At 67.3% G+C, this 25,526-nt stretch carries 22 protein-coding genes; 13 read left to right on the top strand and 9 right to left on the bottom strand.

The window, feature by feature from the left end; genetic code table 11:
- The first annotated feature begins 29 nt into the window (after positions 1–29).
- The 8 genes from ACO05L_RS09390 (at position 30) to lpxB (ending at position 8,782) form a co-directional block, all read left to right on the top strand.
- Positions 30–1,247 (top strand): M50 family metallopeptidase, encoded by a 1,218-nt coding sequence (locus tag ACO05L_RS09390; protein WP_421728916.1) that lies wholly within the window; start codon positions 30–32, stop codon positions 1,245–1,247.
- Positions 1,248–1,309: 62 nt separating this feature from the next.
- Positions 1,310–3,847, top strand: coding sequence for an outer membrane protein assembly factor BamA (gene bamA, locus ACO05L_RS09385; protein WP_421728915.1), 2,538 nt, complete (start codon positions 1,310–1,312; stop codon positions 3,845–3,847).
- Positions 3,848–3,881: 34 nt separating this feature from the next.
- Positions 3,882–4,466, top strand: coding sequence for an OmpH family outer membrane protein (locus ACO05L_RS09380; protein ID WP_421728914.1), 585 nt, complete (start codon positions 3,882–3,884; stop codon positions 4,464–4,466).
- 7 nt (positions 4,467–4,473) lie between these two features.
- Positions 4,474–5,490, top strand: coding sequence for a UDP-3-O-(3-hydroxymyristoyl)glucosamine N-acyltransferase (lpxD, locus tag ACO05L_RS09375; RefSeq protein WP_421728913.1), 1,017 nt, complete (start codon positions 4,474–4,476; stop codon positions 5,488–5,490).
- On the top strand, positions 5,487–5,975 hold the full coding sequence (gene fabZ, locus ACO05L_RS09370) for a 3-hydroxyacyl-ACP dehydratase FabZ (RefSeq protein WP_421728912.1): 489 nt from the start codon (positions 5,487–5,489) through the stop codon (positions 5,973–5,975). The genes lpxD and fabZ overlap by 4 nt, the downstream gene beginning before the upstream one ends.
- Positions 5,972–6,760, top strand: coding sequence for an acyl-ACP--UDP-N-acetylglucosamine O-acyltransferase (gene lpxA / locus ACO05L_RS09365; RefSeq protein WP_421728911.1), 789 nt, complete (start codon positions 5,972–5,974; stop codon positions 6,758–6,760). The genes fabZ and lpxA overlap by 4 nt, the downstream gene beginning before the upstream one ends.
- 10 nt (positions 6,761–6,770) lie before the next feature.
- On the top strand, positions 6,771–7,610 hold the full coding sequence (gene lpxI, locus ACO05L_RS09360; RefSeq protein WP_421728910.1) for a UDP-2,3-diacylglucosamine diphosphatase: 840 nt from the start codon (positions 6,771–6,773) through the stop codon (positions 7,608–7,610).
- Positions 7,607–8,782, top strand: coding sequence for a lipid-A-disaccharide synthase (gene lpxB / locus ACO05L_RS09355; RefSeq protein WP_421728909.1), 1,176 nt, complete (start codon positions 7,607–7,609; stop codon positions 8,780–8,782). The genes lpxI and lpxB overlap by 4 nt, the downstream gene beginning before the upstream one ends.
- Positions 8,783–8,819: 37 nt before the next feature.
- Here the strand turns inward: lpxB and gltA are convergent, their stop codons facing one another.
- Positions 8,820–10,121: a citrate synthase gene (gene gltA, locus ACO05L_RS09350; RefSeq protein ID WP_421728908.1), complete on the bottom strand. Its 1,302-nt coding sequence runs from the start codon at positions 10,119–10,121 to the stop codon at positions 8,820–8,822.
- Between the two features lie 64 nt (positions 10,122–10,185).
- Positions 10,186–11,607 (bottom strand): glutamate--tRNA ligase, encoded by a 1,422-nt coding sequence (gene gltX / locus ACO05L_RS09345; RefSeq protein ID WP_421728907.1) that lies wholly within the window; start codon positions 11,605–11,607, stop codon positions 10,186–10,188.
- Here gltX and ACO05L_RS09340 point away from each other — a divergent pair.
- Positions 11,606–13,777: a ComEC/Rec2 family competence protein gene (locus ACO05L_RS09340; RefSeq protein WP_421728906.1), complete on the top strand. Its 2,172-nt coding sequence runs from the start codon at positions 11,606–11,608 to the stop codon at positions 13,775–13,777. The genes gltX and ACO05L_RS09340 overlap by 2 nt on opposite strands.
- A gap of 19 nt (positions 13,778–13,796) precedes the next feature.
- Here the strand turns inward: ACO05L_RS09340 and lexA are convergent, their stop codons facing one another.
- The 4 genes from lexA to ACO05L_RS09320 form a co-directional block, all read right to left on the bottom strand.
- A complete protein-coding gene (lexA, locus tag ACO05L_RS09335; protein WP_421728905.1) occupies positions 13,797–14,492 on the bottom strand; it encodes a transcriptional repressor LexA in 696 nt (231 codons plus the stop codon).
- Positions 14,493–14,582: 90 nt separating this feature from the next.
- On the bottom strand, positions 14,583–15,386 hold the full coding sequence (trpC, locus tag ACO05L_RS09330) for an indole-3-glycerol phosphate synthase TrpC (RefSeq protein ID WP_421728904.1): 804 nt from the start codon (positions 15,384–15,386) through the stop codon (positions 14,583–14,585).
- Positions 15,383–16,432, bottom strand: coding sequence for an anthranilate phosphoribosyltransferase (trpD, locus tag ACO05L_RS09325; RefSeq protein ID WP_421728903.1), 1,050 nt, complete (start codon positions 16,430–16,432; stop codon positions 15,383–15,385). Before trpD ends, trpC begins: the two co-directional genes overlap by 4 nt.
- 4 nt (positions 16,433–16,436) lie before the next feature.
- Positions 16,437–17,027, bottom strand: a complete 591-nt coding sequence (locus ACO05L_RS09320) for an anthranilate synthase component II (RefSeq protein WP_421728902.1) — start codon at positions 17,025–17,027, stop codon at positions 16,437–16,439.
- 116 nt (positions 17,028–17,143) lie between these two features.
- Between ACO05L_RS09320 and ACO05L_RS09315 the strand changes: the two genes are divergently transcribed.
- Positions 17,144–17,350 (top strand): peptidoglycan-binding protein, encoded by a 207-nt coding sequence (locus ACO05L_RS09315; RefSeq protein ID WP_421728901.1) that lies wholly within the window; start codon positions 17,144–17,146, stop codon positions 17,348–17,350.
- A 15-nt stretch (positions 17,351–17,365) separates the two neighbouring features.
- Here the strand turns inward: ACO05L_RS09315 and ACO05L_RS09310 are convergent, their stop codons facing one another.
- The 3 genes from ACO05L_RS09310 to ACO05L_RS09300 all read right to left on the bottom strand — a co-directional run bounded on the left by ACO05L_RS09310 (position 17,366) and on the right by ACO05L_RS09300 (position 22,266).
- On the bottom strand, positions 17,366–18,688 hold the full coding sequence (locus ACO05L_RS09310) for an acetyl-CoA hydrolase/transferase family protein (RefSeq protein ID WP_421728900.1): 1,323 nt from the start codon (positions 18,686–18,688) through the stop codon (positions 17,366–17,368).
- An 84-nt stretch (positions 18,689–18,772) separates the two neighbouring features.
- On the bottom strand, positions 18,773–20,347 hold the full coding sequence (gene trpE, locus ACO05L_RS09305) for an anthranilate synthase component I (protein WP_421728899.1): 1,575 nt from the start codon (positions 20,345–20,347) through the stop codon (positions 18,773–18,775).
- Positions 20,344–22,266, bottom strand: a complete 1,923-nt coding sequence (locus tag ACO05L_RS09300; RefSeq protein WP_421728898.1) for a peptidyl-prolyl cis-trans isomerase — start codon at positions 22,264–22,266, stop codon at positions 20,344–20,346. Before ACO05L_RS09300 ends, trpE begins: the two co-directional genes overlap by 4 nt.
- Before the next feature lie 175 nt (positions 22,267–22,441).
- Here ACO05L_RS09300 and tpiA point away from each other — a divergent pair, with 175 nt between their 5' ends.
- From tpiA to ACO05L_RS09285, 3 genes are all read left to right on the top strand, one after another.
- A complete protein-coding gene (gene tpiA / locus ACO05L_RS09295) occupies positions 22,442–23,191 on the top strand; it encodes a triose-phosphate isomerase (RefSeq protein WP_421728897.1) in 750 nt (249 codons plus the stop codon).
- A 78-nt stretch (positions 23,192–23,269) separates the two neighbouring features.
- On the top strand, positions 23,270–23,671 hold the full coding sequence (gene secG / locus ACO05L_RS09290; protein ID WP_421728896.1) for a preprotein translocase subunit SecG: 402 nt from the start codon (positions 23,270–23,272) through the stop codon (positions 23,669–23,671).
- A 157-nt stretch (positions 23,672–23,828) separates the two neighbouring features.
- The gene (locus ACO05L_RS09285) at positions 23,829–25,478 is read left to right on the top strand and encodes a CTP synthase (protein ID WP_421728895.1); all 1,650 of its coding nucleotides are present in this window, start codon (positions 23,829–23,831) and stop codon (positions 25,476–25,478) included.
- Positions 25,479–25,526: the final 48 nt, after the last annotated feature.

The raw sequence follows: 25,526 nt of genomic DNA, 5'->3' as shown, positions 1-25,526 counted from the left end.
GAGGACGGGACCATGCTGTTAGGGAGCCGATGCTGAACCTTCTGGGTCAGATCCTGATCTATGTCGTGCCCTTCCTGCTGGTGCTGACCTTTATCGTCACCATCCACGAACTGGGGCATTTCCTGATCGCCCGCGCCTTCAAGGTGAAGATCGACCGTTTCGCGGTCGGCTTCGGTCGCGCTATCGCCAGCCGCACCGACAGGCACGGCACGGAATGGCGACTGGGCTGGATGCCGCTGGGCGGCTACGTCAAATTCTCGGGCGATCTGGACGCGGCCAGCGTGCCGGACAAGGCCGGGCTGGCCGAGCTGCGCAGCCGGGTCATCGCCGAAAATGGGCCGGGCGCCGAGCGCGACTATTTCCATTTCAAACCCGTCTGGCAGCGAGCCCTGATCACGGCCGGAGGGCCCTTCGCCAACTTCGTGCTGGCCATCGCCATCTTCAGCGCCATGTATATGGCGCTGGGCGATGTGGTCGCCCCCCCGCGGGTGACCAACGTCACGCCGGATTCGGCCGCCGCCGCCGCGGGTTTCCAGCCCAACGACCTGATCCTCGAAGCCAATGGGGGTGTGATCCGTAGCGGCGAGGACGTGATCCGCATCGTCACGCTGAGCTCGGCCACGCCCGTCGATTTCGTGGTGGAGCGGGCAGGCCAGCGGGTGGAACTGGTTGCGACACCTGTCCGCACCGTGACCCAGGACGCCATCAGCGGCGAGATCAAGGTCGGCCGTATCGGTCTTGAAATGGGCTATCGGCGCGATGAAGTCCGCTTCGTGCGCTACAATCCCGTCGAAGCCGTGGGCGCGGCGGTCAACAAGACCGGCGAGGTCCTGTCCACGACGCTGCACTATCTGGGGCGCATCTTCACCGGTCGCGAATCCGGCGACATGCTGAACGGCCCCCTGGGAATCGCCAAGGCGGCGGGCGGCATCAGCCAGCAGGCGACGGCGGGCGAGGCCCCGGTCAGTCTGAAGGCCGCCAACCTGGGTCTTTCGCTTGTCCAGCTCGCCGCCATACTTTCGATCGGAATCGGCTTCATCAACCTGATGCCCATTCCGGTTCTGGACGGGGGCCATCTGGTTTTCTACGCTTACGAAGCTGTGGCGAAGAAACCCGTTGCGGCTCGTGTTCAAGAGGCGGGATACCGGGTCGGTCTTGCTTTGCTCGCGTGTTTGATGTTGTTCGCGACCTGGAACGACCTGCAGAAGTTAAGCCTGTTCAAATTCCTCGGCGGGCTCGTCAGTTGAGCCGACGCCAGCCCCCGATGGTTTCCCGAATGATGATGACCGATACGCGCGCTTCCGCATCCATGGCCGGCCGTTCTGCGGCTCCGGTGGCCAGCGTCCTGGCGCTCGTCATGGCCGCAGGCCTGCACGGAACGGCCCAGGCCCAGAGCGTGCCGGTTCCGCCGCCCGCGCCCGAGCGCGGCCAGCCCGCCAGCGGCCCTCTGGCGCCTGCCGCGCCGCCTTCGCGCACCATCGGCGCGCCTCCGGCCCCCAGCATCACGCCTGGCGCCTCGTTGACCGCTCCCGCCCCAGCTGCGGTCGCCGCTCCGGCCCAGGCGTCCTCGCCCGCGCCTCAGGCGGCTGCGCCGGTCCAGCAGAGCGCCGTGGTCAACCGCGTCCTGGTTCAGGGCAACCAGCGGATCGACCAGACGACGGTCCTGTCCTATCTGCCGATCCAGGCTGGCGACGTGATCGACGCCGCCATCCTGGATGTCGCCATTCGCACCCTGACGCGGACCCAGTTGTTCGCCGACGTGCAGATCGGGCTTCAGCCCAACGGCGACCTGATCGTGACGATCGTCGAGAACCCCATCATCAACCAGGTGGTGTTCGAGGGGAACAGCGCGCTCAGCGAGAAGAAGCTGACCGAAGAGGTCACCATCTCCCCGCGCGGCATCTATACCCGCGCCAAGGTGCAGGAAGACGTCGGTTCGATTATTGAGCTGTACCGCCTTTCGGGTCGGATTTCCGCGACCGTGACCCCCAAGCTGGTGCAACTGGACCAGAACCGCGTCGACGTGGTGTTCGAGATCGACGAAGGCCCCGAGACGGGCCTGCGCGCCATCACCTTCCTGGGCAACGAGGCTTTCTCGGACAACGACCTGCGCGACGTGATGGTCACCAAGCAGAGCGCCTGGTACCGGCTGTTCAGCTCGAACGACAACTACGACCCGAACCGGCTGGACTACGACCGCGAGCAGCTACGGAAATTCTATACAAACCGGGGCTATTACGACTTCCGCGTCATCTCCGCCGTGGCGGAACTGGCGCCGGACAACAGCGCCTTCGGCATCACCATGACGATGGACGAGGGGGATCGGTACAATTTCGGCCAGATCACCGTCGTCACCGAGAATGACCGGCTGAACGCCGACTTCCTGCGTCTGTTGATCCCGATCCGCAGCGGCCAGCTCTATGAGAGCGACAAGATCGAAAGCTCGGTCGACGCCCTGACCTTCGCGGCGGGCTCGGCCGGTTACGCCTTCGTCGACATCCGCCCGACCTATAAGGCCAACCCGGAGACCGACACCGTCGACGTGACCTTCAACGTCAGCGAAGGCCGCCGGGTCTACATCGACCGGATCAATATCGTCGGCAACACCCGCACCATCGACCCCGTCGTGCGGCGCGAGATCATGCTGTCCGAAGGCGACGCCTTCAACCGCACCCTGATCGAGCGGTCGCGCAACAACCTTCGTTCGCTCGGCTTCTTCAAGGACGTGACGATCCAGGAGACGCGCGGAGCCAGCGACGACCGCACCGTCGTGAACGTCAATGTGCAGGAACAGCCGACCGGCGAACTGTCCGTCGGCGCCGGGTTCAGCTCGGTCGACGCCTTCGTGGTCAATGTCGGCATCAGCGAGCGCAACTTCCGCGGTCGTGGCCAGAACATCGTGGCGCGGACCGAGTGGGGCTCGCTGCGTCAGCAGATCGACTTCCGCTTCACCGAACCACGGTTCATGGGGCGCGACCTGGGCGCCGGTTTCGACCTGTTCCACTCACGCTACGACTTCCAGGAAGAGTCCTCATACGACTACCGTTCGACGGGCGCCGGTCTTCGGCTGTCCTTCCCGATCAATGGCTACACGCGCCTGAGCACCCGCTATTTCATCAAGTCGGACGAGATCATCGTTCCGTCCAGCCTGTGTAACGGTTCGACGAACTTCTCGCGCTCGCTGTGCGAACAGGTCGGATCCTCGCTGAACTCCTCGGTCGGCTATACGCTGGCCATCGACCGCCGGAACGACCCGATCCGGGCCACGCGCGGCTGGGCGGGCTCGCTGCGCCAGGACTTCGCCGGCGTTGGCGGCGACGTGAACTACATCAAGACCGAGGCCGATGCGACCTTCTACTACGGCCTGACACCGGCCTGGATCGTCAGCGTCCAAGGCTCGATGGGCTATGTTTCCGGTTGGTCCGGCGACTCGATCCGCATCAACGACCGCTTCTTCAAGGGCGGCAACAGCTTCCGCGGGTTCGAGACTGCGGGCATGGGTCCGCGAGACCTGACCACGCGCGACGCCCTGGGCGGCAACTTCTACGCCGTCAGCAGCGTCGAGCTGACCCTGCCCAACTTCCTGCCCGAGCAATACGGCATCAAGACCTCGCTGTTCGCCGATGTGGGGACGCTGGGCGTGCTTGACGACCGCTACACCCTGGGGAGCAATGGCCTGCCAGACACCAGCATCGTCGATGAGTTGGCGCTGCGGGCTTCTGCGGGTCTCAGCATCCACTGGAAGTCGCCCATGGGGCCGATCCGCTTCGACCTCAGCCAGATTCTCGCCAAGGAAGACTACGACAAGACCGAGACCTTCCGCTTCTCGACGTCCACCCAGTTTTAACCGCAGGTCCAAAAGGACCGCATAAAGGCTAGTCATGAAAACGCTTGCTATCGGCGCTGTCGCCTTCGCTTCGCTCGTCGCCGCTTCGGCCGCCTCGGCCCAGACCGCCGGCCCCGCCAACGTCGGCCCCGCCATCCCGGGCGTCTGCGTCTATTTCAACCAGCAACTGCTGGCTCAATCCACCGCCGGCCAGGCCGTTCAGGCGCGCATGGAGCAACTGGCGACCGAGGTTCAGGGCGAACTGGCTCCCTACGCCACGGCCATCCAAACCGAGGCCCAGGCCCTGCAGACCGGCGCCGCCTCCATTCCCGCCGACCAGCAGCAGCAACGTCGTCAGGCCCTGCAACAGCGCGTGGGTGAAGCCCAGCAGCTGGAACAGACCCGCAGCGAAGAACTGCGCTACACCCTGTCCGAACAGCGCCGCTTGATCTCGGAAGCCGTCGAGCCGGTGCTGGTCGCCGTCTATCAGGAAAAGGGCTGCGGCATCCTGATCGACCGCGAGAGCGTCTTCATCATGAACCCGGCCATGGACGTGACCGCGACCGTGATCCAGCGCGTCAACGCCGCTCTGCCGACCCTGAGCTTCAACCGCCTGCCGGTTCCGGCTCGGACCCAGTAGGACCAATATGCCAGACGCTCGGTTTTTCCAGAGCCTGGAACCGCTGAGCGTCAGCCTGCTCGCCGAGAGGATCGGCGGGCAGGTCGTGCGTGGCGGCGACCGGATCATTTCGGCCGTCGCACCGCTCGCCTCGGCCGACCAGAACGCCGTGGCCTTCATGGCCGACCGCAAATTCGCCGAGAGCCTGACCCACACCAAAGCCGGCTGCGTGATCGTGCCCGAGGCCGCCGTCTCGGCCGTGCCCGAGGGTATCGCCGTCATCCAGTCGCGTGAGGCCCAGGCGGCCTGGGCGCGCGCATCGGCCCTGTTCCACAGATCACGGACCCTGGACGGCGCCGCATACCCTGCGGATGTCTGCGAAGACGACAGCGTCGTCTTGTCGCCCGGCGTCGTGGTGGGCCAAGGCGCTCGCATCGGTCGGGGCACGCGGATCGGCGCCAACAGCGTCGTCGGACCGGGCGTGCAGATCGGCCGCGACTGCCTGATCGGCCCCAACACCAGTGTCGGCTTCGCTCTGGTCGGAGACCGGGTGAAGATCTACGCCGGCGCCCGGATCGGCGAGGCGGGCTTTGGCGCGGCGGGATCCAGCACAGGGCCGATCGACATCCCCCAGTTGGGCCGTGTGATCCTGCAGGACGGCGTCACCATCGGCGCCAACACCTGTATCGACCGCGGCGCCTATGGCGACACGGTGATCGGCGAGAACTCCAAGATCGATAACCTCTGCATGATCGGCCACAACTGCGTCCTGGGCCGCAATGTGCTGATGGCGGCCCACAGCGGCCTGGCAGGCTCGGTCATCGTCGGCGACAATGTCATGTTCGGCGGACAGGCCGGCGTCGGCGACCACATCACCATCGGGGACGGCGCGCGCGTAGCGGCGGGGGGCGGGGTCCTGGCCGATGTGCCGGCGGGCGAGACCTGGTCAGGCTATCCGGCCAAGCCGATACGGCAATTCTTGCGCGAGACGATCTGGGTCTCCAAACAGGCGACCAAGAAGAAGATCAAGGAATCAGACGGATGACGGACGTCGCCAACCAGGCCGCCGTGCAGGATGTGCGGATCGATTATGCCGAGGTCATGCGCCGCCTACCGCACCGCTATCCCTTCCTGCTGGTGGATCGGGCCGAGGATTTCGTGCCCGCCACCTCGATCACGGGCGTCAAGAACGTCACCCACAACGAGCCCTTCTTCCAGGGCCACTTCCCCATCGACCCGGTCATGCCCGGCGTCCTGATCGTCGAAGCCATGGCCCAGACCGGCGCTCTGCTGATGTCCAAGACCCTGGACGTCGCGGTGGCGGACAAGGTCATCATGTTCATGTCGATCGACGGCGTCCGCTTCCGCAAGCCCGTTCGTCCCGGCGACCAGTTGAAGATGAAGGTCATCGTCACCCGCGCGCGCGGGGACGCCTACAAGTTCCGCGGCGAGACCTTCGTCGAGGGCAAGCTGGTCGCCGAGGCCGAGTTCATGGCGATGGTGGTCAAGGTCGACCAACCCGCGGCATGAGCACCATCCACCCCACCAGCCTGATCCATCCGTCGGCCCAGCTGGCCGACGGGGTCCAGATCGGCCCCTGGTGCACTGTCGGGCCGGGCGTGACCCTGGCCGAGGACGTCACCCTGGTCAGCCACGTCGTGGTGCAGCAGGACACGGGCATCGGCGCGCGGACGACCGTGCACCCCTTCTGCGTCATCGGCGGCGACCCGCAGCATAACGGCTACAAGGGCGAGCCGGTGCGGCTGGAAATCGGCAGCGACAATTCGATCCGCGAGCACAGCAGTTTCAACCGGGGCACGCCCCAGGGGTCCGGCGTCACCGTCGTCGGCTCCAACGGCCTGTTCATGACGGGCGCCCATGTCGGCCACGACGCCGTGGTCGGCGACAATGTCGTCATGGCCAACAACGCCACCCTGGGCGGGCATGCGCAGGTCGGAGACAAGGTGTTTCTGGGCGGTCTGTGCGCCGTGCATCAGAACGGGCGGGTCGGACAGGGCGCCATCGTCGGCGGGCTGGCGGCGGTGACCCGCGACGTGATCCCCTACGGCTCGGCCTGGGGCAATCACGCGCAACTGCACGGGCTCAACCTGATCGGGCTGAAGCGCAAGGGCTATGGCAAGGATGCGGTTCGCCGCCTGCTGGCCGCCTATCGCGACCTGTTCGAGGGCAGCGGCGTGTTCGCCGATCGCCTGGACGGCGTGGAACAGGCCTATGCCGACCTGCCCGAGATCATGGAGATCGTCGCCTTCATCCGCGACAGCGGCAAACGCCCGCTCTGCCTGCCGGGAGATTGAGGGTGGTCCGATGACGCCCGTCCGGCTTGGCCTGATCGCCGGCGGCGGCGACCTGCCGCTGGCCATCGCCGCACGCTGCGAGGCCGAAGGGCGGGCTCTTTTCGTCATCCGCCTGACCGGGTTCGCCGATCCGCATCTGGTCCGCTATCCCGGCATGGAATGCGGCATCGCAGAGATCGGCAAGTCGCTGGCGGCGCTGAAGGCCGCCGGCTGCGGCGCGGTCTGTTTCGCCGGGATCGTCGCCCGACCCGATTTCAAAGCGCTGAAGCCCGATCTGAAGGGCGCGACCCTGTTGCCTGGCATCATCGCCGCTGCGACCCGGGGCGACGACGCCCTGTTGCGCAAGATATTGTCCATCTTCGAGGCCGAGGGCTATGCCATCGAGGGCGCCGACGACATCCTGGGCGGCGAGACCCTGACCGAGGGCGCGCTGGGGGCGGTCAGCCCCACGGCGGAGCAGCGCGCAGACCTGAAGAAGGCGCTGCACGTCGCGGAAAAGGCTGGAGAACTCGATATCGGTCAGGGGGCGGTCGTCTGCGACGGCCTGGTCCTGGCGGTCGAGGCGCAGGAGGGGACGGACGCCATGCTGGCCCGTGTCGCCGGATTGCCCGCCGACCTGCGCGGCGCACCGGGCGCCGCCAAGGGCGCACTGGGCAAGGCGCCCAAGCCGATCCAGGACCTCAGGGTGGACATGCCGGTGATCGGCGCCCGCACGATCGAACTGGCCGCCGCCGCAGGGCTGGCCGGGGTCGGCGGGGTGTCCGGTCATCTGATCCTGATCGACCGAGCCGCCGTGATCGCCACGGCCGATCGGCTGGGCCTGTTCGTCTGGGGCGAGGCGCGCTCATGAGCCGTTCTTTGAAGATCATGCTGGTGGCGGCCGAGGCGTCGGGCGACGCGCTGGGCGCCGGACTGGCCCAGGCCCTGAAACGGCGGCTGGGCGGCGACGTGGACTTCGTCGGCGTGGGCGGCCCGAAAATGGCGGCCGAGGGCGTCGTCAGCCCCTTCGACATCGCCGACCTGTCGATCTTCGGCTGGATCGACGGCCTGCGCGCCTATGGCCGGGTCAAGGCGCGTGTCGCCGACACCGTGGCCCTGGCGGTGCGCGAGCGGCCGGACGCCGTCGTGCTGATCGACAGCTGGGGCTTCACCATCCGCGTGGCCCAGGCCCTGCGTGAGGCCCTGCCGGGCGTGCCGCTGATCAAGTATGTGGGGCCTCAGGTCTGGGCCTCGCGCCCCGGCCGGGCAAAGACCCTGGCCAAGTCAGTCGATCACCTGCTGGCTCTCTATGCCTTCGACGCGCCCTGGTTCGAGAAACAGGGGCTGGCCACGACCGTGGTCGGGTCGTCCGCCCTGCATGTCGATATGTCCAAGGCTGATGGCACGGCGTTCCGCCAGGCACGGGGCATAGCCGCGGACGCGCAACTGCTGTTGATCCTGCCCGGCAGCCGGCCGTCCGAGATCGCGCGCATGACGCCCGTCTTCGAACAGGCGGCTGCTCGGCTGAAGGCCGAAGACCCTGGAATTGAGATCGCCGTGGTCGCCGCCGGCACGGTGGCCGAGGATGTGGTCGGGCGGGTCGCGACCTGGCCGTTCCGCACCCATCTGGTTCAGGAAGACAGGAAGTACGACGCCATGCTGGCCTGCGACGTCGCCCTGGCGACCAGCGGGACTGTCTCGACCGAACTGGCCCTGGCCGGGGCGCCGATGGTGATCTCGTACCGGTTCGATCCGCTCAGCTACGCGATCATGCGCCCCTTCTTCACCGGCAAGTTCGCCACCCTGTTCAACACGGCGGCCGACGCGGAGATCGCGCGCGAACTGATCCAGAAGGACGCCACGCCGGAGAAACTGGCCGCAGAAGCCAGGCGGTTGCTGGGCGATCCTGCCGCGAGAGCCGAGCAGGCGCAACGACAGACCGCCGCTCTCGACCTGATGGGCCGTGGCGGCCCCGATCCGTCGGAACTGGCTGCGGATGCGGTGCTGAAGACGATCGTCGAAACGAAAAACGCCGGGGCCTGAGCCCCGGCGTTTCCATTTTCAGTCTAGCCCGAAGCGATCAGCCGCGCTGGCTGACCGGCACGAATTCGCGTTGGGTCGGGCCGGTGTAGAGCTGGCGCGGGCGGCCGATCTTCTGGGTCGGGTCGCCGATCATTTCCTGCCACTGGGCGATCCAGCCGACCGTGCGGGCCAGCGAGAAGAGCACGGTGAACATCGAGGTCGGGAAGCCCATCGCCGACAGGGTGATGCCCGAATAGAAGTCGACGTTCGGGAACAGCTTGCGCTCGATGAAATACTCGTCGTTCAGAGCGATGCGCTCCAGTTCCTTGGCGACCTGGAACAGGGGATCGTTGGGATCGCCGACGGCGGCCAGCACTTCGTCGGCGCTTTCCTTCATGACGGTCGCACGCGGGTCGTAGTTCTTGTAGACCCGGTGGCCGAAGCCCATCAGCTTGTATTTCTTGGCTTTTACGCCTTCGATGAACTCGGGAATCTTGTCGGGCGTGCCGATTTCCTTGAGCATGTTCAGCGCCTCTTCGTTGGCGCCACCGTGCGACGGCCCCCACAGGCAGGCGATGCCGGCGGCGATACAGGCGAACGGATTGGCGCCCGACGAACCGGCCAGACGCACGGTCGAGGTCGAGGCGTTCTGCTCGTGGTCGGCGTGCAGGGTGAAGATACGGTCCATGGCCTTGGCCATCACCGGGTTGACCACATAGTCCTCGGCCGGAACGGCGAAGCACATGCGCAGGAAGTTCTCGGCGTAGTTCAGGTCATTGCGCGGCGACACGAAGGGCTGGCCGATGTGGTATTTGTAGGCGCGCGCGGCGATGGTCGGCATCTTGGCGATCAGACGGATGGCCGAGATCTCGCGCTGGCGGGCGTCATGGATATCCAGGCTGTCGTGATAGAAGGCCGACAGGGCGCCGACCGTGCCGACCATGATGGCCATGGGGTGGGCGTCGCGGCGGAAGCCTTCGAAGAAGCGGTCGAACTGGGCATGCAGCATGGTGTGCATGGTGATGCTGTCTTCGAACTTCTCGTATTGCGCTGCGGTCGGCAGTTCGCCGTGCAGAAGCAGGTGGCAGACCTCGACGAAGTTCGACTTCGAGGCCAGTTCGCCGATGGGATAGCCGCGGTGCAGCAGCGTGCCCGCGTCGCCGTCGATGAAGGTGATTGCGCTTTCGCAGGCCGCCGTCGAGGTGAAGCCCGGATCATAGGTGAAGGCGTCGGTCGCGCCATACAGCTTGCGGATGTCGATGACGTCGGGGCCGGTCGAGCCGGACAGGACCGGCAGGTCCACCGTCTTGTCACCCAGCGTCAGCGTCGCCGAACCGGCGGATTTGGCTTTGTCGTTCATGGCGGCCCTTCATTTTTATTGGTCTCGCACGGGGAGGCGCACGGGACGAAACACGACGTGAGTGTCACTTAGTCTGTTGCAGCGCATCATCCAAGCGCCCGAGGGATTCTTCGCGCCCAAGAGCGGCCAGCGTCTTGGCGATATCGGGCGAAACGCCGTCCCCGGTCAGGGCTGCGCGGACGCCTGGACCGATCTTTCCAAAGCCCACGGCCTCTTCCTCGGCAAAGACCTTCAGCTCCGCCTCGAGGGCGAAAACATCCCAGCTGGCGAAGAGTTTCAGCCGATCACGCAGCCGGCCGATGCGGGCGCCGGACTCGTCGGCCAGCATGGGCAGGGCCTTTTCGTAGATGGCCAGCGGACGGCGGCGCAGCACGAAACCGGTCTGGTCGGCCAACTCGATGATGGTCTTGGCCCGGTCCTTCACGAACGGCATGGCGCGCACCAGCCGGGCCTCATCGTCCTCGCCCAGGACATGGCCGCGAGCCAGTTGGACGTCCAGCACCTGCTTGGCCAGCCGGTCGTCATCCGCCATCCGCATCCAGTGGGCGTTCACATGGGCCAGTTTGTCGAAGTCGAGGCGGGCCGGGGCCTTGCCGATGCCGGACAGGTCGAACCATTCGGCGGCCTGCTCGTCGTTGAACAGTTCCTCGTCGCCATGCGCCCAGCCCAGGCGAGCCAGATAGTTGCGCATGGCCTCGGGCAGATAGCCCATGTCGGCATACTCATGCACTGCCTGGGCGCCGTGGCGCTTCGACAGCTTGGCGCCGTCCGGGCCGTGGATCAGGGGGATGTGGGCGAAGGCGGGCCGGGGCCAGTCGAGCGCATCGTAGATCAATGATTGACGAGCGGCGTTGTTCAGGTGGTCGTCGCCGCGAATGACGTGGGTGACGCCCATGTCGTGGTCATCGACGACCACGGCCAGATTATAGGTCGGGGCGCCGTCCGATCTCAGCAGGACCAGGTCGTCCAGGTCCTCATTGGCCCAGTTGACCGTGCCCTGAACCTCGTCCTCGACCGTCACGCGGCCGGGCAGGGGGCGACGGAAGCGGACCACGTGGGGCTGGGACAGGTCGTCCACGCTCGGCTCGCGGTCGCGCCAGGGCGATTCGAAGGTGCGGCGCGCGGCCTTGGCCTCGTCGCGCAGGCGTCCGGTTTCCTCGGCTGTGGTGAAGTCGCGATAGGCCGCGCCGCGCTCCAGCAGTTGGTCGACCACCTCGCGGTGACGGTCGGCGCGCGAAAATTGGAAGACGGGCTCCTCGTCCGCGAACAGCTCCAGCCAGCTCAAACCATCGAAGATCGCCTTGACGGCTTCGTCGGTTGAACGCTCGCGATCGGTGTCTTCGACACGGATAAGGAACTTTCCGCCCCGACCCTTCGCGTAAAGGTAGTTGAAAAGCGCCGTTCTTGCGCCGCCTATGTGCAGGAAGCCGGTCGGCGAGGGGGCGAAACGGGTGACGACAGGCGTCGAGGGCGAAGAAGAAGTCATGGGGGGAGGGTCCGTGCGGGCCGCTCTTATACCCCCCGAGACGGCAATTCCCAGCCTTGGCGCGCGGTTCGCGGCCTGGCTGGCGGATGAAGTTTCGGGACAGGGGCTGCGCTGGCGGCTGTGGACGCCGGTGGCGTTCGGCGGCGGATGCGGCGTCTATTTCCTGTTGAAGGCCGAGCCTCCGCTGTGGCCGCTGGTGCTGGCGGCCCTGGCGACCTCGATCCTGTGGCTGGCGGCACGGCGAACGGGCCAGCCTCGACGGATCACCCTGCCACTGCTGATGCTGGCCTGTTTCGCCCTGGGGATGACCGCGGCCAAGATCCGCACGGAACGGGTCGAGGGGCCGATCGCTCCGGCCATGAGCCAGCCCACCCTGGTCGAGGGCTGGGTGCTGGATGTCGACAGTCCGGGCCAACGGGGCCACCGCATTGTGGTGGCCCCAACCCGCATCCGCGGACTTGGACCCGAAGCGACGCCGATCAGGTTGCGGGCGACGATCAAGGGTGAGCCCCCGCCGCCGGGCAGCCCTGTTCGACTGTTTGGCATCCTCAATCCCCCACCTGCGCCCGCCAGTCCCGGCGCCTATGACTTTGGCCGCAACGCCTTCTTCCAGGGCATGGGCGGGGTGGTCTTCGCCCTGGGCGAGACGCGACCGGCGCAACTGGACGAACCGCCCTGGCGTCTGCGCCTGATGATGGCGGTCAACGGCGCCCGCTACGCCCTGGCGCAGCGGATCGTGGCCCGGTTGGGCGAGCGGACCGGCGGTGTCGCGGCGGCCATGGTCACCGGACACGAGACCTGGATCCAGCAGGACGATCTGGATGCGATGCGCGATTCCGGCCTGGCTCATATTTTGTCGATCTCGGGTCTGCATATGGCCGTGGTCGGGGGCTTCGTCTTCTTCGCCGTTCGACTGGGCGTCGCAGCATGGCCGTGGCTGGCGTTGCGGGTGTCGGGACGAAAGGTGGCGGCGGTGGCGGGGCTGGCGGCGGTCCTGGCCTATCTGATCGTGTCGGGCGCCCCGCCGCCGGCCGAGCGGGCGGCGATCACGGCCTCCATAGCCTTCATCGCCATCCTGCTGGATCGCCAGGCCATCACCATGCACGGGCTGGCGGTCGCGGCCCTGATCGTGCTGGCGACCCAACCCGAGGCCATCGTCACGCCCGGGTTCCAGATGTCATTCGCCGCCACCGCCGCCCTGGTGGCCCTGGTCGAAGCCTGGCCCGCGCGACCGAGAGAGATTTCGGCGCCCTGGCCGATCGTGGCGGTGCAGAGATTCGGCGGCTGGATCTTCGCCGCCTGCATGGCCAGCCTGGTGGCCGGGATGGCGACGGGGCCGTTCGCCATGCAGCATTTCAACCGCACCGCCATCTATGGGCTGTTCGCCAACCTGGCCACCTCGCCGGTCGCGGACTTCATCATGATGCCGGCCCTGGCCCTGGGCGCCCTGCTGGAGCCGGTCGGGCTGGGCGGGCCCTTCCTGTGGGTGGCGGGCAAAGGGGTCGATCTGATGCTGGCCATCGGCCACTGGACCGCCGACCTGCCGGGCGCCGTTCAGACGGTGGCCAGCGCGCCGGACTATGTGCTGCCCATCGCCTTCCTGGGCGTCCTGTGGGTATGTCTGTGGAAAGGTCGGCTGCGCTGGCTCGGTCTGCCCTTTGCCTGCGCCGTGATGATCTGGCCGCGCGCGCCGACGCCGACGCTGTGGATCGGAGACGGCGGGACCAACGCCGCTTTCAGCGAGGGTCGCGAGGCCGTGGCGATCCGGCCGGGCGTGCGCGAGTTCGCCGCCGATCTGTGGTCCCGGCGGCGGGGGCTGGCCCTGGTGGCGCGACCCGACGAAGGCTGGACCTGTCAGCGCTACGGCTGCGCGCCTGTCAGTCCGGGGGCAGGGCCGATCGCCCTGTGGTGGGGCAAGAGAGCGCCGGACGCCGAGGCTCTGGCCGCCCTGTGCGCCTCGGCCCCGGTCGTCAGCAGTCGGGCGCGGCTGAGTGTTCTACCGGCGGCATGCGAAGGCACTCTGGTGCTGGACGGCGTGGACTATGCCCGAGGCGGGGCCGTCGAACTGTGGCGCACGCCGCAGGGGTGGCGCGCGGTCTGGACCTCGGACGTGCGCGGCGACCGGCCATGGAGCCGATTGCCCGATCCCGACAGCGCTGACGGCGCCTGAACCCAAGCCGTACTGGACCCTAGTGGTACTGGCGGATCAGCCCCACCAGCTTGCCCTGAACCTCGACCTGATCGGGGCCGAAGATGCGGGTTTCGTAGGCGCGGTTGGCGGGCTCAAGCGCGATGGAGCCGCCCTTCTTGCGCAGCCGCTTCAGCGTGGCCTCCTCGCCCTCGACCAGGGCGACGACGATCTCGCCGGAGGAGGCGGTGTCCACCTTCTTGATGACCACCAGGTCGCCGCTGAGGATGCCGGCCTCGATCATCGAATCCCCCTCGATCTCGAGCATGTAGTGCTCGCCCGAGCCGAGCATGGATTCGGGCACGGCATAGCGTCCGTTGTCGCCCTGGATGGCGGCGATGGGCGTGCCGGCGGCGATCTTGCCGACCAGAACAAGCTCCCGGGTGTCGTTGGCAGGCTCCGACGCCGCAGCAGGGCGACCGCCGCCTTCGATCACGTCGGGGCGGAAGGGCGCGCGACCGCGCACAGGGCCGGTCGTCGCCTGTTCGGGCAGTTTGGTCACTTCCAGCGCCCGCGCCCTATGGGCCAGGCGGCGGATGAAGCCGCGTTCCTCCAGCGCCGTGATCAGCCGGTGGATGCCCGACTTGGACGCCAGATCCAGCGCCTCCTTCATTTCGTCGAACGAGGGGGAGACGCCCGTCTCCTTGATGCGTTCATGGATGAACATCAGGAGTTCGTGCTGCTTCTTGGTAAGCATGGAGAATCGGCCTTCAGAACAAGACGTGAACCTGTCTCGATGTTCTGTAAGTGTTCTTGCCTAATGTCAACTTAACGGCAGAGGTCGATCTCAGGCGAGCAGCGCGTGGGTCGCCGCCTCAACGTCCGCCTGACGCATCAGGCTCTCGCCGACGAGGACGGCCTGGGCGTGGGCGGCGCTGACGCGGGCGACATCCTCGGGGGTGAATATGCCGCTTTCGGCCACCAGCAGGGCCTTCACGGGGCTGAGCATGGCCAGCAGTTCGGTCGTGTCGAGATCGACCTCGAAGGTGCGAAGGCTGCGGTTGTTGATGCCGACCAGATCGCCGCCCAGCTTGCAGGCGCGAGCCATCTCGGCCTCGTCATGGGTCTCGATCAGGGCGTCCATGCCGAATCGCGTCGCCTCTGACAGCAGTTCGCCGGCCAGAACGTCATCGACCATGTCGAGGATGATCAGGATGCAGTCGGCCCCCAGGGCGCGGCTTTCGGCGACCTGCCACGGGTCGACCAGAAAGTCCTTCCTCAGGCAGGGCAGGCTGACGGCGGCGCGGGCGGCGACCAGATAGGCGTCGTCGCCCTGGAAGCTGGGGCCATCGGTCAGGACCGACAGGCAGGATGCGCCGCCGGCCTCATAGGCCCGGGCCAGAGCGGGGGGGTCGAAGTCGGCGCGGATCAGCCCCTTGGACGGGCTAGCCTTCTTGATCTCGGCGATCAGGGCGGGCTTGCCGGTTTCCTCGACGTGGCGTTCCAGGGCGTCGCGGAAACCGCGCGGGGCGTCGGCGGCCAGGGCTGCGGCCTCGATCTCGGCTTGCGGTCGGGCTAGCTTGCGGGCGGCGACATCCTCGCGCTTGTAGGCGGCGATGCGGGTCAGGACGTCTGACGTGGCGACGGTCATATGACCTCCTCGATGGGCGCGGGCGTCGAGGTGATGCGGGCCAGGGCCTCCAGCGACGCGGCGGCCTTGCCCTCGTCGATGGCGGAGGCGGCCAGGGCGACGCCCGATTTCAGATCCTCGGCCTTGTCGGCGACCACCAGGGCGGCGGCGGCGTTCAGCAGGACGATGTCGCGATAGGGGCCGGTCGCGCCGTCCAGCAGGGCGCGCAGGGCCGCCGCGTTGAACTCGGCGTCACCGCCGCGCAGGTCGGCGATGGTCGCGCGTGGCAGGCCCGCGTCCTCGGGCGTGACGGTGAAGCGGCGGACCGCGCCGTCTCTCCATTCGGCGACCTCGGTCGGGCCGGTCGTGGTCAGTTCGTCGAGGCCCTGACCATGCACGGTCCAGGCCCGCACGGCGCCGAGACGGCCCAGCACCTCGACCAGGGGCTCCAGCAGCTTGGGATCATAGACGCCCATTAACTGACGCCGCGCATTGGCCGGATTCGACAGAGGACCCAGCAGGTTGAAGATGGTGCGAAAGCCGATCTCGGCCCGGATCGGCGTCACGTGCCGCATAGCGCCGTGATAGGCGGGGGCGAACAGGAAGGCGATGCCGGCCTGATCCAGGGCCTGGCGCTGCAGCTCCGACCCCGCCATCAGATCCACGCCCAGCACCGACAGCACGTCGGACGATCCCGACTTGGAGCTGAGGGCGCGGTTGCCGTGCTTGGCCACCTTCACGCCTGCGCCTGCGAGCACCAGGGCCGCAGCGGTCGAGATGTTGAAGGTGTGCTGGCCGTCGCCGCCGGTGCCGCAGGTGTCGATCACGTCATAAGGGTGGTCCAGGGTCGCGGCGGCGTCACGCATGGAGCCGGCGAAGGCGGCGATCTCCTCGACCGTCTCGCCGCGCATCCGCAGGGCGGTGACGGCGGCGGCGACCTGGGCCGGGGTCGCCTCGCCGCGCAGACAGGCGGCGAAGAAGGCGCCGGCCTGTTCGGATGTCAGGGTATGGCCGTCCACCAGCCGGGCGAGCAGGGGCTTGAAGCCGCCTTCGACAGCGTCAGTCACGAGGTCAGACCACGGCCAGACGTTTCACGCCCGCCAGATCGAGGAAGTTGGCCAGCATTTCGTGACCATGCTGGGTGGCGATGGATTCGGGGTGGAACTGGACGCCGTGGATGGGCCGTTCGCGATGCTGGAAGCCCATGATCTCGCCGTCCTCGGTCCAGGCGGTGACCTGAAGCGCATCGGGCAGGGTGTCGCGCTGCACGGCCAGGGAGTGATAGCGGGTGGCGGTGAAGGGCGAGGGCAGGCCGGCGAACATCCCCAGCCCCTCGTGCAGGATGGGCGAGGTCTTGCCGTGCATCAGGGCCTTGGCGCGCACGACGTGGCCGCCCATGGCCTGGCCGATCGCCTGATGGCCCAGGCAGACCCCCAGGATCGGCATGTCCAGCGGCGCGGTGTCGATCAGCGGCAGACAGATGCCCGCCTGATCCGGGGCGCAGGGCCCCGGCGACAGCAGGATGGCTTCGGGTTTCAGCGCCCAGGCCTCGTCGGCGGTCAGGTCGTCATTGCGCACGACGTGAGTCTGCGCGCCCAACTCCGCGAGGTAGTGGACGAGGTTGTAGGTGAAGCTGTCGTAGTTATCGACGACCAGGATCATGGTGAGCGTCTTAGGGGCAAGGGCCGCGCTCGCCAAGCCGGATCGGGCTGGGGAGGGGGCGGAAACGCGACGTTAAGATCAGGCGGCGCCTGATAGGGGTTCTGATGGAGCCCGCCTTGCCCTTTGTCGACCCCCGCACGCCGGAGACCCTGGAACGCGCGCGCCTCCTGCTGGCCATGCCGGTCGAAAAGCCGGCCAGCGCCTGGGCGGGTCTTGGCGCGGCGGCCTTTGCGGCGATCGCGGCGGTCCTGATGGCCGGGGTCATGGTGCTGGGGCCGGGCGTGGCGCTGGAGAACGACGCCCCGCCGACCTGGATGCGCTGAGGCCCCGAACGCTCTCTAGATCAGGCCCTGTTCGTGGGCGGCGGCAGTCAGTTCGTCGCGGAACTGTGGATGGGCTAAGCCGATCAGAGCGGTGGCCCTCTCGGATATGCTCAGGCCCTTCAGGTTGGCGACGCCGTACTCTGTCACGACGATATGGACATCATTGCGGGGCGTGGTCACAGGCCCGGCCAGACGCCGCACGATGCGCGAGACGCTGCCGCCCTTGGCCGTCGAATGACAGGCGATGATCGACTGGCCGCCTTTTGAAACATAGGCGCCACGGACGAAATCCAGTTGGCCGCCCGAGCCGGTGAACTGCCGCCCATTCAAATGCTCGGAACAACAGGCGCCCTCGAGGTCAATCTCCAGCGTGGCGTTGACTGAGACCATGTTGTCATTCTGGCCGATGACGTGGACGTCGTTGACGTAGGATACCGGATAGGCCGCTACGCTGGGGTTTTCATGCAGGAACTCGTAGGTCGACCGGTCGCCCATGCAGAAGGTGAAGACGGTCTGGCCCGGATGCAGAGTTTTGCGCGCATTGGTGACCACGCCGGCCTTCATCAGATCGACCAGGCCTGGCGTCAGCATCTCGGTGTGGATGCCGAGGTCCTTGTGATCCATCAGGGCCGCGCAGACAGCGTCGGGCAGGGCGCCGATCCCCATCTGCAGGGTGGCCCCGTCCTCGACCAGACCGGCGATCAATTTGCCAATGACCGTGTCCGCCGGCTGGCTGGCCGCCTTGCCGACTTCCAGAAGCGGCGTGGGGTTCTCGACCAGAGCCGTGACGTTGGAGACATGGATGGTGCAGTCGCCGGACACGCGCGGCATCTGCGGGTTGACCTCCAGAATCACGCGCCGGGCGGTCTTCGACACCGGCTGGGCGTAGTCGGTGTTGGTGCCGAAGCTGAAGTTGCCGTCGGCATCCATCGGAGAGACCGTGGCGATCAGGGTATCGACGCCGATCTCTTCGCACAGCAGGCGCGGGGTCTGCTGGAAGCCGGTCGGGACGACCTGGACCACGGGATCGCGGCCCTCTTCGAGCGCGCGTGCGTTCAGACTGCGTTCGATGCCGCTGTGGAACAGGCTGTAGGGATGTATGCGGTCCATCAGCTCGTAGCGAAGCACCGTATCGCCCGCGATGGCCGTGGACAGCAGATAGTACAGGCGCAGGTCGTCGACCTCGCCCGCCTCGGCCCGGTCGGCGATGGCCTTCAGCAGGGCCGGCGGCTGGGCAACGCCCAGGGCCATGGCGACCTTGGCGCCCGAAGGAATCAGGGCCGCAGCGGTGGCGGCGTCCATCACGCGGTCGGCATAGAGGGCTAAGATGTCTGTCACGGGCGTTCAGTCCTGGGCCGGGCGCAGTTGTCGCTAGCCAATTAAGGACCTGCAACCGACGGCGCCAGTTCGACCAAAGGCTGACTAGACTTCGCCCGCCGCATTCAGAGGCGCGCCCAGTTCGAACCGCCAGGCGTCCTCGGCGGCGCGCATCGGGGCGCGGGCCTTGGCCTGGGTCTCGGCGTATTCGGCCGCAGGATCGCTGTCGGCCACGACGCCGGCTCCAGCCTGAACGAAGACCTGGCCTTGCGTGAACATGGCGGTCCTCAGGACGATGCAGATGTCCGCCTCGCCGCCGGCCGAGATATAGCCGACGCCCCCGCCATAGCCGACGCCGCGCCGGGTCTGTTCCAGCTCGTCGATGATCTCCATGGCCCGCACCTTGGGCGCACCCGACAGGGTTCCGGCGGGCAGGGCGGCCAGCAGGGTGTCGACGGCGTCCAGGGCCGGATCGGCCTTGCCCTGCACGTTGGAGACGATGTGCATGACCTGGCTATAGCGTTCGACGACGAAGCTTTCGGTCACCTCGACCGTGCCGGGCGCCGAGACGCGACCCACGTCGTTGCGGCCCAGGTCCAGCAGCATCAGATGCTCGGCTAGTTCCTTGGGATCGGCCAGAAGCTCGGCCTCCAGGGCCTTGTCCAGCTCGCGCGTCGCGCCGCGCGGGCGCGTGCCGGCCAGCGGACGGATGGTGACGCCGCCGTCCTTGAGCCGGACCAGGATTTCGGGGCTCGAGCCGGCCAGCTGGAAATCGCCGAAGTTCAGATAGAACAGATAGGGCGAGGGGTTCTGGCGACGCAGCGAGCGATAGAAGGCGAACGGATCTCCCGCCCAGGGGGCGCTGAACCGGTGGCTGAGCACCACCTGGAAGATGTCTCCCGCCGTTATGTACTCCTTGGCCCGCGCCACCAGGGTGTCGAAGGCGGCGCCGTCCACGGGCGAGGCGAAGGCCGGGGCGTCCTGGGGCTCCGGCGCGCTACGGGCCAATAGGGGCTGACGCAGTCGCGCTTCGAAGGCAGCCAGACGCGCGTTAGCGGCGGCCCAGGCGGCGCCGGGATCCAGGGCGCGGCCGTCGGGATAGGTGGTGGCCACCATGACGATCTCGCGCCGCACCGAATCGAACATCGCCACCAGCGACGGGCGGGTCAGGACGGCGTCGGGCAGGTCCAGCGGATCAGGATTGGGCTGGCCACCGTTCTCGGCGAGCAGCCGCGGCTCCAGCAGCCGCACCATGTCATAGCCGAACACGCCGAACAGGCCCGCCGCCATGGGCGGCAGGTCGCCATAGGGGGTGGCGGCCAGATCTAACCTGGTCGCGGCGATCAGGGCCCTGAGCGAATCGAGCGCAGGCAGGGCCTCGGGCGTGAACCGCTCGGCGGCGACATCCTCGCCGCGCGCGATCTCGGCTGCGCCGCCGCGACAGCGCCAGACCACGTCCGGCTCGACCGTGATGATCGAATAGCGGCCGTTCAACGCGCCGCCTTCGACCGATTCCAGCAGGAAGGCGTGGGTGCGGCCCAGGCCGACCTTCAAATAGGCCGACACCGGGGTCTCCAGGTCGTCGATCAAACGACGGACGACGACCTGGGGGCGACCGGCCGCGAGGCCGTCAGCGAAGGCGGTGAACGCGGCGGCGGCGTCCGGCTCTACCGGCGTCACGACGCCGGAGCGGCCGGGGCGGAACCAGCCGCGGCGTCGGTCACGCCCAGAGCCTGGAGGGCCAGAGCCGGATCGTTCTTCGCCTTTGCCTTGGCCGCAGCCGCCTCAATCAGAGATTGGGCTGCGCCATTGCCGAATTCGGCTCCCATGCGGCCCAGCACCTGCTGGGCGATCGGGGCCGCCAGCGCTGGCACCGCCGGATGGATCGCATCCACACGGCCGACGACATAGGAGGAGGCCGAGGCTGCGCCGGAGAAGACCTGGCCACGGCCCTGGCCGAACAGGCCCTGGAGGATGCCTTCGCCGATCTCCTGCTGCGCCTGCGGGTTCTGCTGGACCGAACCGCGCGTGGTCAGGGTGGCGTTCACCGAGGCGGCGACGGCGGCGATGTCCTGGCCGCTGCGAACGCGGGCGGCCAGTTCCTCGGCCTTGGCCGACAGACGACGGGCGTTCTCGCGCAGCAGCCACTGGGCGGCCAGAGGCTCGCGGACGTCGGCGAGTTCGGGCAAGGCGGCGGCCTGGATGTCATCCAGGCGCAGGACGAAATATTGGCCCTGGCCAGCGTCGATGACCTCGCTCTCGCCACCCTTGCTCAGGTTGTAGGCGGTCGAAAGGATCTGCGGCGGCGCGTTCATGGGCTGGCCGTCCGGCAGTTTGCCGTCCTGGGTGAAGGGCGGCAGTTGAACGATACGGGCGCCGACGGCTTCGGCGGCCTGGGCCAGGGTCTTGCCCTCGGTGCGAGCCTTTTCATACTGCTCGACGCGGCTGAAAACCTGTCCCTTGGCGTCTTCCTCGCGCAGTTCGGCGATCACGGCCTGGCGAGCGCTTTCCAGCGTGGCGGGGGCGCCGGGGCTGATGGCCGAGACCTGGGCGACGGTGAAGCCGACGCGTCCCTGAACCGGGTCCGTCACCTGGCCAGAGGCCGCGCCGAAGACGGCGGCGGCGACGGCCGGATCTGAGACGGCCGAACGCGGCGTGTCGGCGAAGGGCGCCGGACGCAGACCGCCGTTGGCGGAGCCGGCCTGTTCAGGGGTCTGGCCGGCGCGCAGGGCGGCGGCGATCTTGTCGGCAGCGGCCTTGGTCGGGGCTGTCAGTGTGACAAAGGTGCGGGTTTCAGGCTTGGACAGGGCGTCCTTGCGGAAGTTGAAGCGCTCGACGATGCGGGCCTCGGGGATCGGGGCGTTGGCGGCGGCCGGGCCGTTGTCGAACAGCACGACCGAGGCCATGCGGAACTCGGGGCGGCGCAGCTGGGCGGCGTTCTCGCTGATGAAGGCGTTCAGCTGGGCGTCGGTCGGGGCCGGGGCCGTGCCGGCCATGGCCTGGGTCACGGTGAACCAGCGACCATCACGGGTCTGCATGGCGCGACCGGCCAGAAGGGCGCCATAGATGCGCGGCAGGCGAACGCCCGCCACCACGGCCGAGCCGAAATGGTTGGTCGTGTACTGGTCGCGGAAGTCCTGTTCCAGCTGGGCCGGAGTGACGTTCTGTTCGGCCAGGGCCTGTTGGTACTGCTGCTCGTCGAACTGGCCGGTGACGGGGTTGAAGAAGGCGGTGATCTCGCGGATCTGTTTCAGCACCAGTTCCTTGCCGGGACGGATGCCGGCCTGCCAGGCCCATTCGGCGAAGCCCAGACGCTTGGTCTGTTCTTCCAGGTAGCGGACGTGGATGTTCTCGGCGACCAGATCATTGACCGTCAGCGGGCGACCCGCCTGCTGACTGACGCTTTCGCGAATACGGTCGAAGTCGGTGCGGAACTGAGGTCCGTCGACGCTGCGATCCCCGGCGCTGATGACGTGCTTCGGCCCCAGGCTGGAGAAGATGTCCATCTGGGCGCCCGTAACGATCAGGCTGAGGGCGACCAAAACCAGAAGACCGGCGGCCCATTTGGACTTGGCGAAGTTGCGGAACACGGAGATCATCGAGCGAACCTGAAGTGCGACGGCGGCGAGCGCCGTCTCGGCGTATAGGGCAGGGGTCGGCTGGACGGCAAGCGGGAGCGACTGTCAGACACCGGATAAGCCCCGATCCGCAGGCAGATCATTCGATTACGGCGGCAGCTTGGCTTTGCTGTTCCGGTCGCGTTAGTAAGCCAGCATGAAACAATCCGTGAAATTGATTGCCGGCAACTGGAAGATGAATGGCCTCAGCGCCTCGCTTCAGGAAGCCAAGGCCCTGCAAGATTCGCTAAATGATTCGCCCGTGGCGGTCCGCGTCGCCCTTTGTCCGCCCGCCACCCTGGTCGCCCAGATGGCCTGGACATTGAAGGGCGGGACGGTCGCAGTGGGCGGGCAGGACTGCCATACAGAGGCCTCGGGCGCCTTCACCGGCTCGATCGCCGCCTCGATGCTGGCCGACGCCGGCGCCCGCCTGGTCATCGTCGGCCACTCGGAACGACGCGCCGGCTTCGGCGAGACCGACGCCGATGTATCCGCCAAGGCCGAGGCCGCATTGGCTGCGGGTCTGGAGCCGATCATCTGCGTCGGAGAAACCCTGGAACAGCGCCAGGCCGGAGACGCCGTCGCCGTGGTCAGCGCCCAGGTCATGGGCTCGCTGCCGACCAGCCTGTCGGGACAGGCTTTCGCGGTCGCCTATGAACCCGTCTGGGCCATCGGCACCGGCCTGACGCCGACCCTGGATCAGATCGAGGAGGTCCACGCCGCCGTGCGCGCCGCCATGGTCGAGCGGCTGGGGGAAGGCGGACGCACCGCGCCGATCCTGTACGGCGGCTCGGTGAAGCCCTCGAACGCCGCCGAGATCCTGGCCGTGGCCGAAGTCGGCGGCGCCCTGGTCGGCGGAGCGTCTCTGAAGGCTGAAGACTTCCTCGGCATCATCCGGGCGGCCTGACTGCCTATTCCCTAAACCCCGCCTTGATGTTAGAGCCCGCCGCTTGATCCGCGCGCCTGCGCACACATGTAAGTCCCCATGCTCCAGACCATTCTGCTCGTCGCCATGTTCATCATCTCGGTCGCCCTGACCGGGGTGATCCTGCTGCAACGTTCCGAGGGCGGCGCCCTGGGCATGGGCGGCGGTCCTTCGGGCTTCATGACGGCCCGGGGTGCGGGCAATCTGCTGACGCGCTCGACCTCGATCCTGGCCACTCTGTTCTTCCTGTGCGCCATCTCCCTGACCATCGTCGGCAACCTGGATCGCGGCAGCCGCTCGATCATCGACGCCAACGCCGTGGGCTCCATCGCTGTCGGCGGCGATGCCCCGGCTGCACCGGCCCAGGCCGCGCCGAGCCAGGCGCCTGCGCCGACCGCCGCCCCGACCCTGCAAGATCTTGAAGCCAGCGTCGTCCCGACAACGCCCGCTCCGCAGCAATAGGATGGTCGCGGCGGTTCATCCCCGCCGCAGCCGACCCCGACTACGACCCCGTCTCCAACGAGCGCGCCCTGACCGGGCCGCGCTCGTTTTGTTTTCAACAGCTGGTTTGCGTGGCGCCCGTCCTCGCCAAACCGAATCAGCCGTAAGGTGATCTCCCATGGCCCGTTATGTGTTCATCACTGGCGGCGTGGTTTCCTCTTTGGGAAAAGGCCTCGCCTCCGCAGCTCTTGGAGCGCTCCTTCAGGCGCGCGGATACAAGGTCCGGCTGCGCAAGCTTGACCCCTATCTGAACGTCGATCCGGGCACGATGAGCCCCTATCAGCACGGCGAGGTCTTCGTGACCGACGACGGCGCGGAAACCGACCTGGACCTGGGCCACTACGAGCGGTTCACCGGCGTCTCGGCGGCCAAGTCCGACAACGTCACGACCGGCCGCATCTATTCGACCATCCTGGAGAAGGAGCGTCGCGGCGACTATCTGGGCGCCACGGTGCAGGTGATCCCGCACGTCACCGACCAGATCAAATCCTTCTGCCTGACGCCCGCCCTGACCGATGAGGGCGAGGCCGTCGACTTCGTGCTGGTCGAGATCGGCGGCACGGTCGGCGACATCGAGGGCCTGCCCTTCTTCGAGGCCATCCGCCAACTGGGCCAGGATCTGCCGCGCGGCCAGTCCTGCTTCGTCCACCTGACCCTGCTGCCCTTCATCAAGACCGCCGGCGAGATGAAGACCAAGCCGACGCAGCACTCGGTCAAGGAACTGCGCTCGATCGGCATCCAGCCCGACATCCTGCTATGCCGCTGCGAATTCCCGATCCCCGAGGAAGAGAAGCGCAAGATCGGCCAGTTCTGCAATGTGCGGGCCTCGGGCGTCATCCAGGCGATGGACTCGGCAGACATCTACGCCGTGCCGCTGGATTATCACCGCGAGGGGCTCGACACCGAGGTTCTGGCCCATTTCGGCATCACCGACGCGCCCGCGCCCGACCTGACGGGTTGGAACGAGATCGTGCGCCGCCGCCTTCAGCCCGATGGCGAGGTGACGGTGGCCGTGGTCGGCAAGTACACGGTGCTGAAAGACGCCTACAAATCCCTGATCGAGGCCCTGCATCACGGCGGCGTCGCCAATCAGGTGAAGGTCAACATCGACTGGGTCGAAGCGGACACCTTCGAGGGCGACCGTGAACTGTGCGAACAGCGGCTCCAGGGCGCCCATGCGGTGCTGGTGCCCGGCGGCTTCGGCGAACGCGGGGCCGAGGGCAAGATCGAGGCCGCCCGCTTCGCCCGCGAACGCAACATCCCCTATTTCGGCATCTGTTTCGGGATGCAGATGGCGGTGATCGAGGCGGCCCGTAACCAGGCCGGCTATCCTAAGGCCTCATCGACAGAGTTCGGACCGACCGAAGAACCCGTCGTCGGCCTGATGACCGAGTGGACGCAAGGCAACCAGCGGGTCCTGCGCCAGCAGGGCGGGGATCTGGGCGGGACCATGCGTCTGGGCGCCTATGAATCGACCCTGGCCGAAGGATCCAAGATCGCCGAGATCTATGGTTCGACCGAGATCAACGAGCGCCACCGTCACCGCTACGAGGTGAATATCAACTATCGCGAGGCCATCGAGGCCAGCGGTCTGAAGTTCGCCGGCCTGTCGCCAGACGGCGTATTGCCCGAGACGGTCGAACGCACCGACCACCCGTGGTTCATCGGCGTCCAGTATCACCCCGAGCTCAAGAGCCGGCCGTTCAAGCCCCACCCGCTGTTCGCCAGCTTTATCGGCGCAGCTCTGGTGCAGAGCCGACTGGTCTGACGACCGGCCTGCGTCAGTCGAAACGCTGACAACCTGATCAGATGCCAT

This window comes from Brevundimonas sp. (assembly GCF_965227765.1).
Lineage (GTDB): Bacteria > Pseudomonadota > Alphaproteobacteria > Caulobacterales > Caulobacteraceae > Brevundimonas.
The sequence above is the reverse complement of the archived record's forward strand: the minus strand, read 5'-3'. Positions and strand labels throughout refer to the sequence as shown.

What these genes read in the sequence shown, in the direction of transcription:
- ACO05L_RS09390 (WP_421728916.1), top strand. Translation starts at nt 30, where the DNA reads ATGCTGAACCTTCTGGGTCAGATCCTGATCTATGTCGTGCCCTTCCTG.
- bamA (WP_421728915.1), top strand. Translation starts at nt 1,310, where the DNA reads ATGGCCGGCCGTTCTGCGGCTCCGGTGGCCAGCGTCCTGGCGCTCGTC.
- ACO05L_RS09380 (WP_421728914.1), top strand. Translation starts at nt 3,882, where the DNA reads ATGAAAACGCTTGCTATCGGCGCTGTCGCCTTCGCTTCGCTCGTCGCC.
- lpxD (WP_421728913.1), top strand. Translation starts at nt 4,474, where the DNA reads ATGCCAGACGCTCGGTTTTTCCAGAGCCTGGAACCGCTGAGCGTCAGC.
- fabZ (WP_421728912.1), top strand. Translation starts at nt 5,487, where the DNA reads ATGACGGACGTCGCCAACCAGGCCGCCGTGCAGGATGTGCGGATCGAT.
- lpxA (WP_421728911.1), top strand. Translation starts at nt 5,972, where the DNA reads ATGAGCACCATCCACCCCACCAGCCTGATCCATCCGTCGGCCCAGCTG.
- lpxI (WP_421728910.1), top strand. Translation starts at nt 6,771, where the DNA reads ATGACGCCCGTCCGGCTTGGCCTGATCGCCGGCGGCGGCGACCTGCCG.
- lpxB (WP_421728909.1), top strand. Translation starts at nt 7,607, where the DNA reads ATGAGCCGTTCTTTGAAGATCATGCTGGTGGCGGCCGAGGCGTCGGGC.
- gltA (WP_421728908.1), bottom strand. Translation starts at nt 10,121, where the DNA reads ATGAACGACAAAGCCAAATCCGCCGGTTCGGCGACGCTGACGCTGGGT.
- ACO05L_RS09340 (WP_421728906.1), top strand. Translation starts at nt 11,606, where the DNA reads ATGGGGGGAGGGTCCGTGCGGGCCGCTCTTATACCCCCCGAGACGGCA.
- gltX (WP_421728907.1), bottom strand. Translation starts at nt 11,607, where the DNA reads ATGACTTCTTCTTCGCCCTCGACGCCTGTCGTCACCCGTTTCGCCCCC.
- lexA (WP_421728905.1), bottom strand. Translation starts at nt 14,492, where the DNA reads ATGCTTACCAAGAAGCAGCACGAACTCCTGATGTTCATCCATGAACGC.
- trpC (WP_421728904.1), bottom strand. Translation starts at nt 15,386, where the DNA reads ATGACCGTCGCCACGTCAGACGTCCTGACCCGCATCGCCGCCTACAAG.
- ACO05L_RS09320 (WP_421728902.1), bottom strand. Translation starts at nt 17,027, where the DNA reads ATGATCCTGGTCGTCGATAACTACGACAGCTTCACCTACAACCTCGTC.
- ACO05L_RS09300 (WP_421728898.1), bottom strand. Translation starts at nt 22,266, where the DNA reads ATGATCTCCGTGTTCCGCAACTTCGCCAAGTCCAAATGGGCCGCCGGT.
- tpiA (WP_421728897.1), top strand. Translation starts at nt 22,442, where the DNA reads ATGAAACAATCCGTGAAATTGATTGCCGGCAACTGGAAGATGAATGGC.
- secG (WP_421728896.1), top strand. Translation starts at nt 23,270, where the DNA reads ATGCTCCAGACCATTCTGCTCGTCGCCATGTTCATCATCTCGGTCGCC.
- ACO05L_RS09285 (WP_421728895.1), top strand. Translation starts at nt 23,829, where the DNA reads ATGGCCCGTTATGTGTTCATCACTGGCGGCGTGGTTTCCTCTTTGGGA.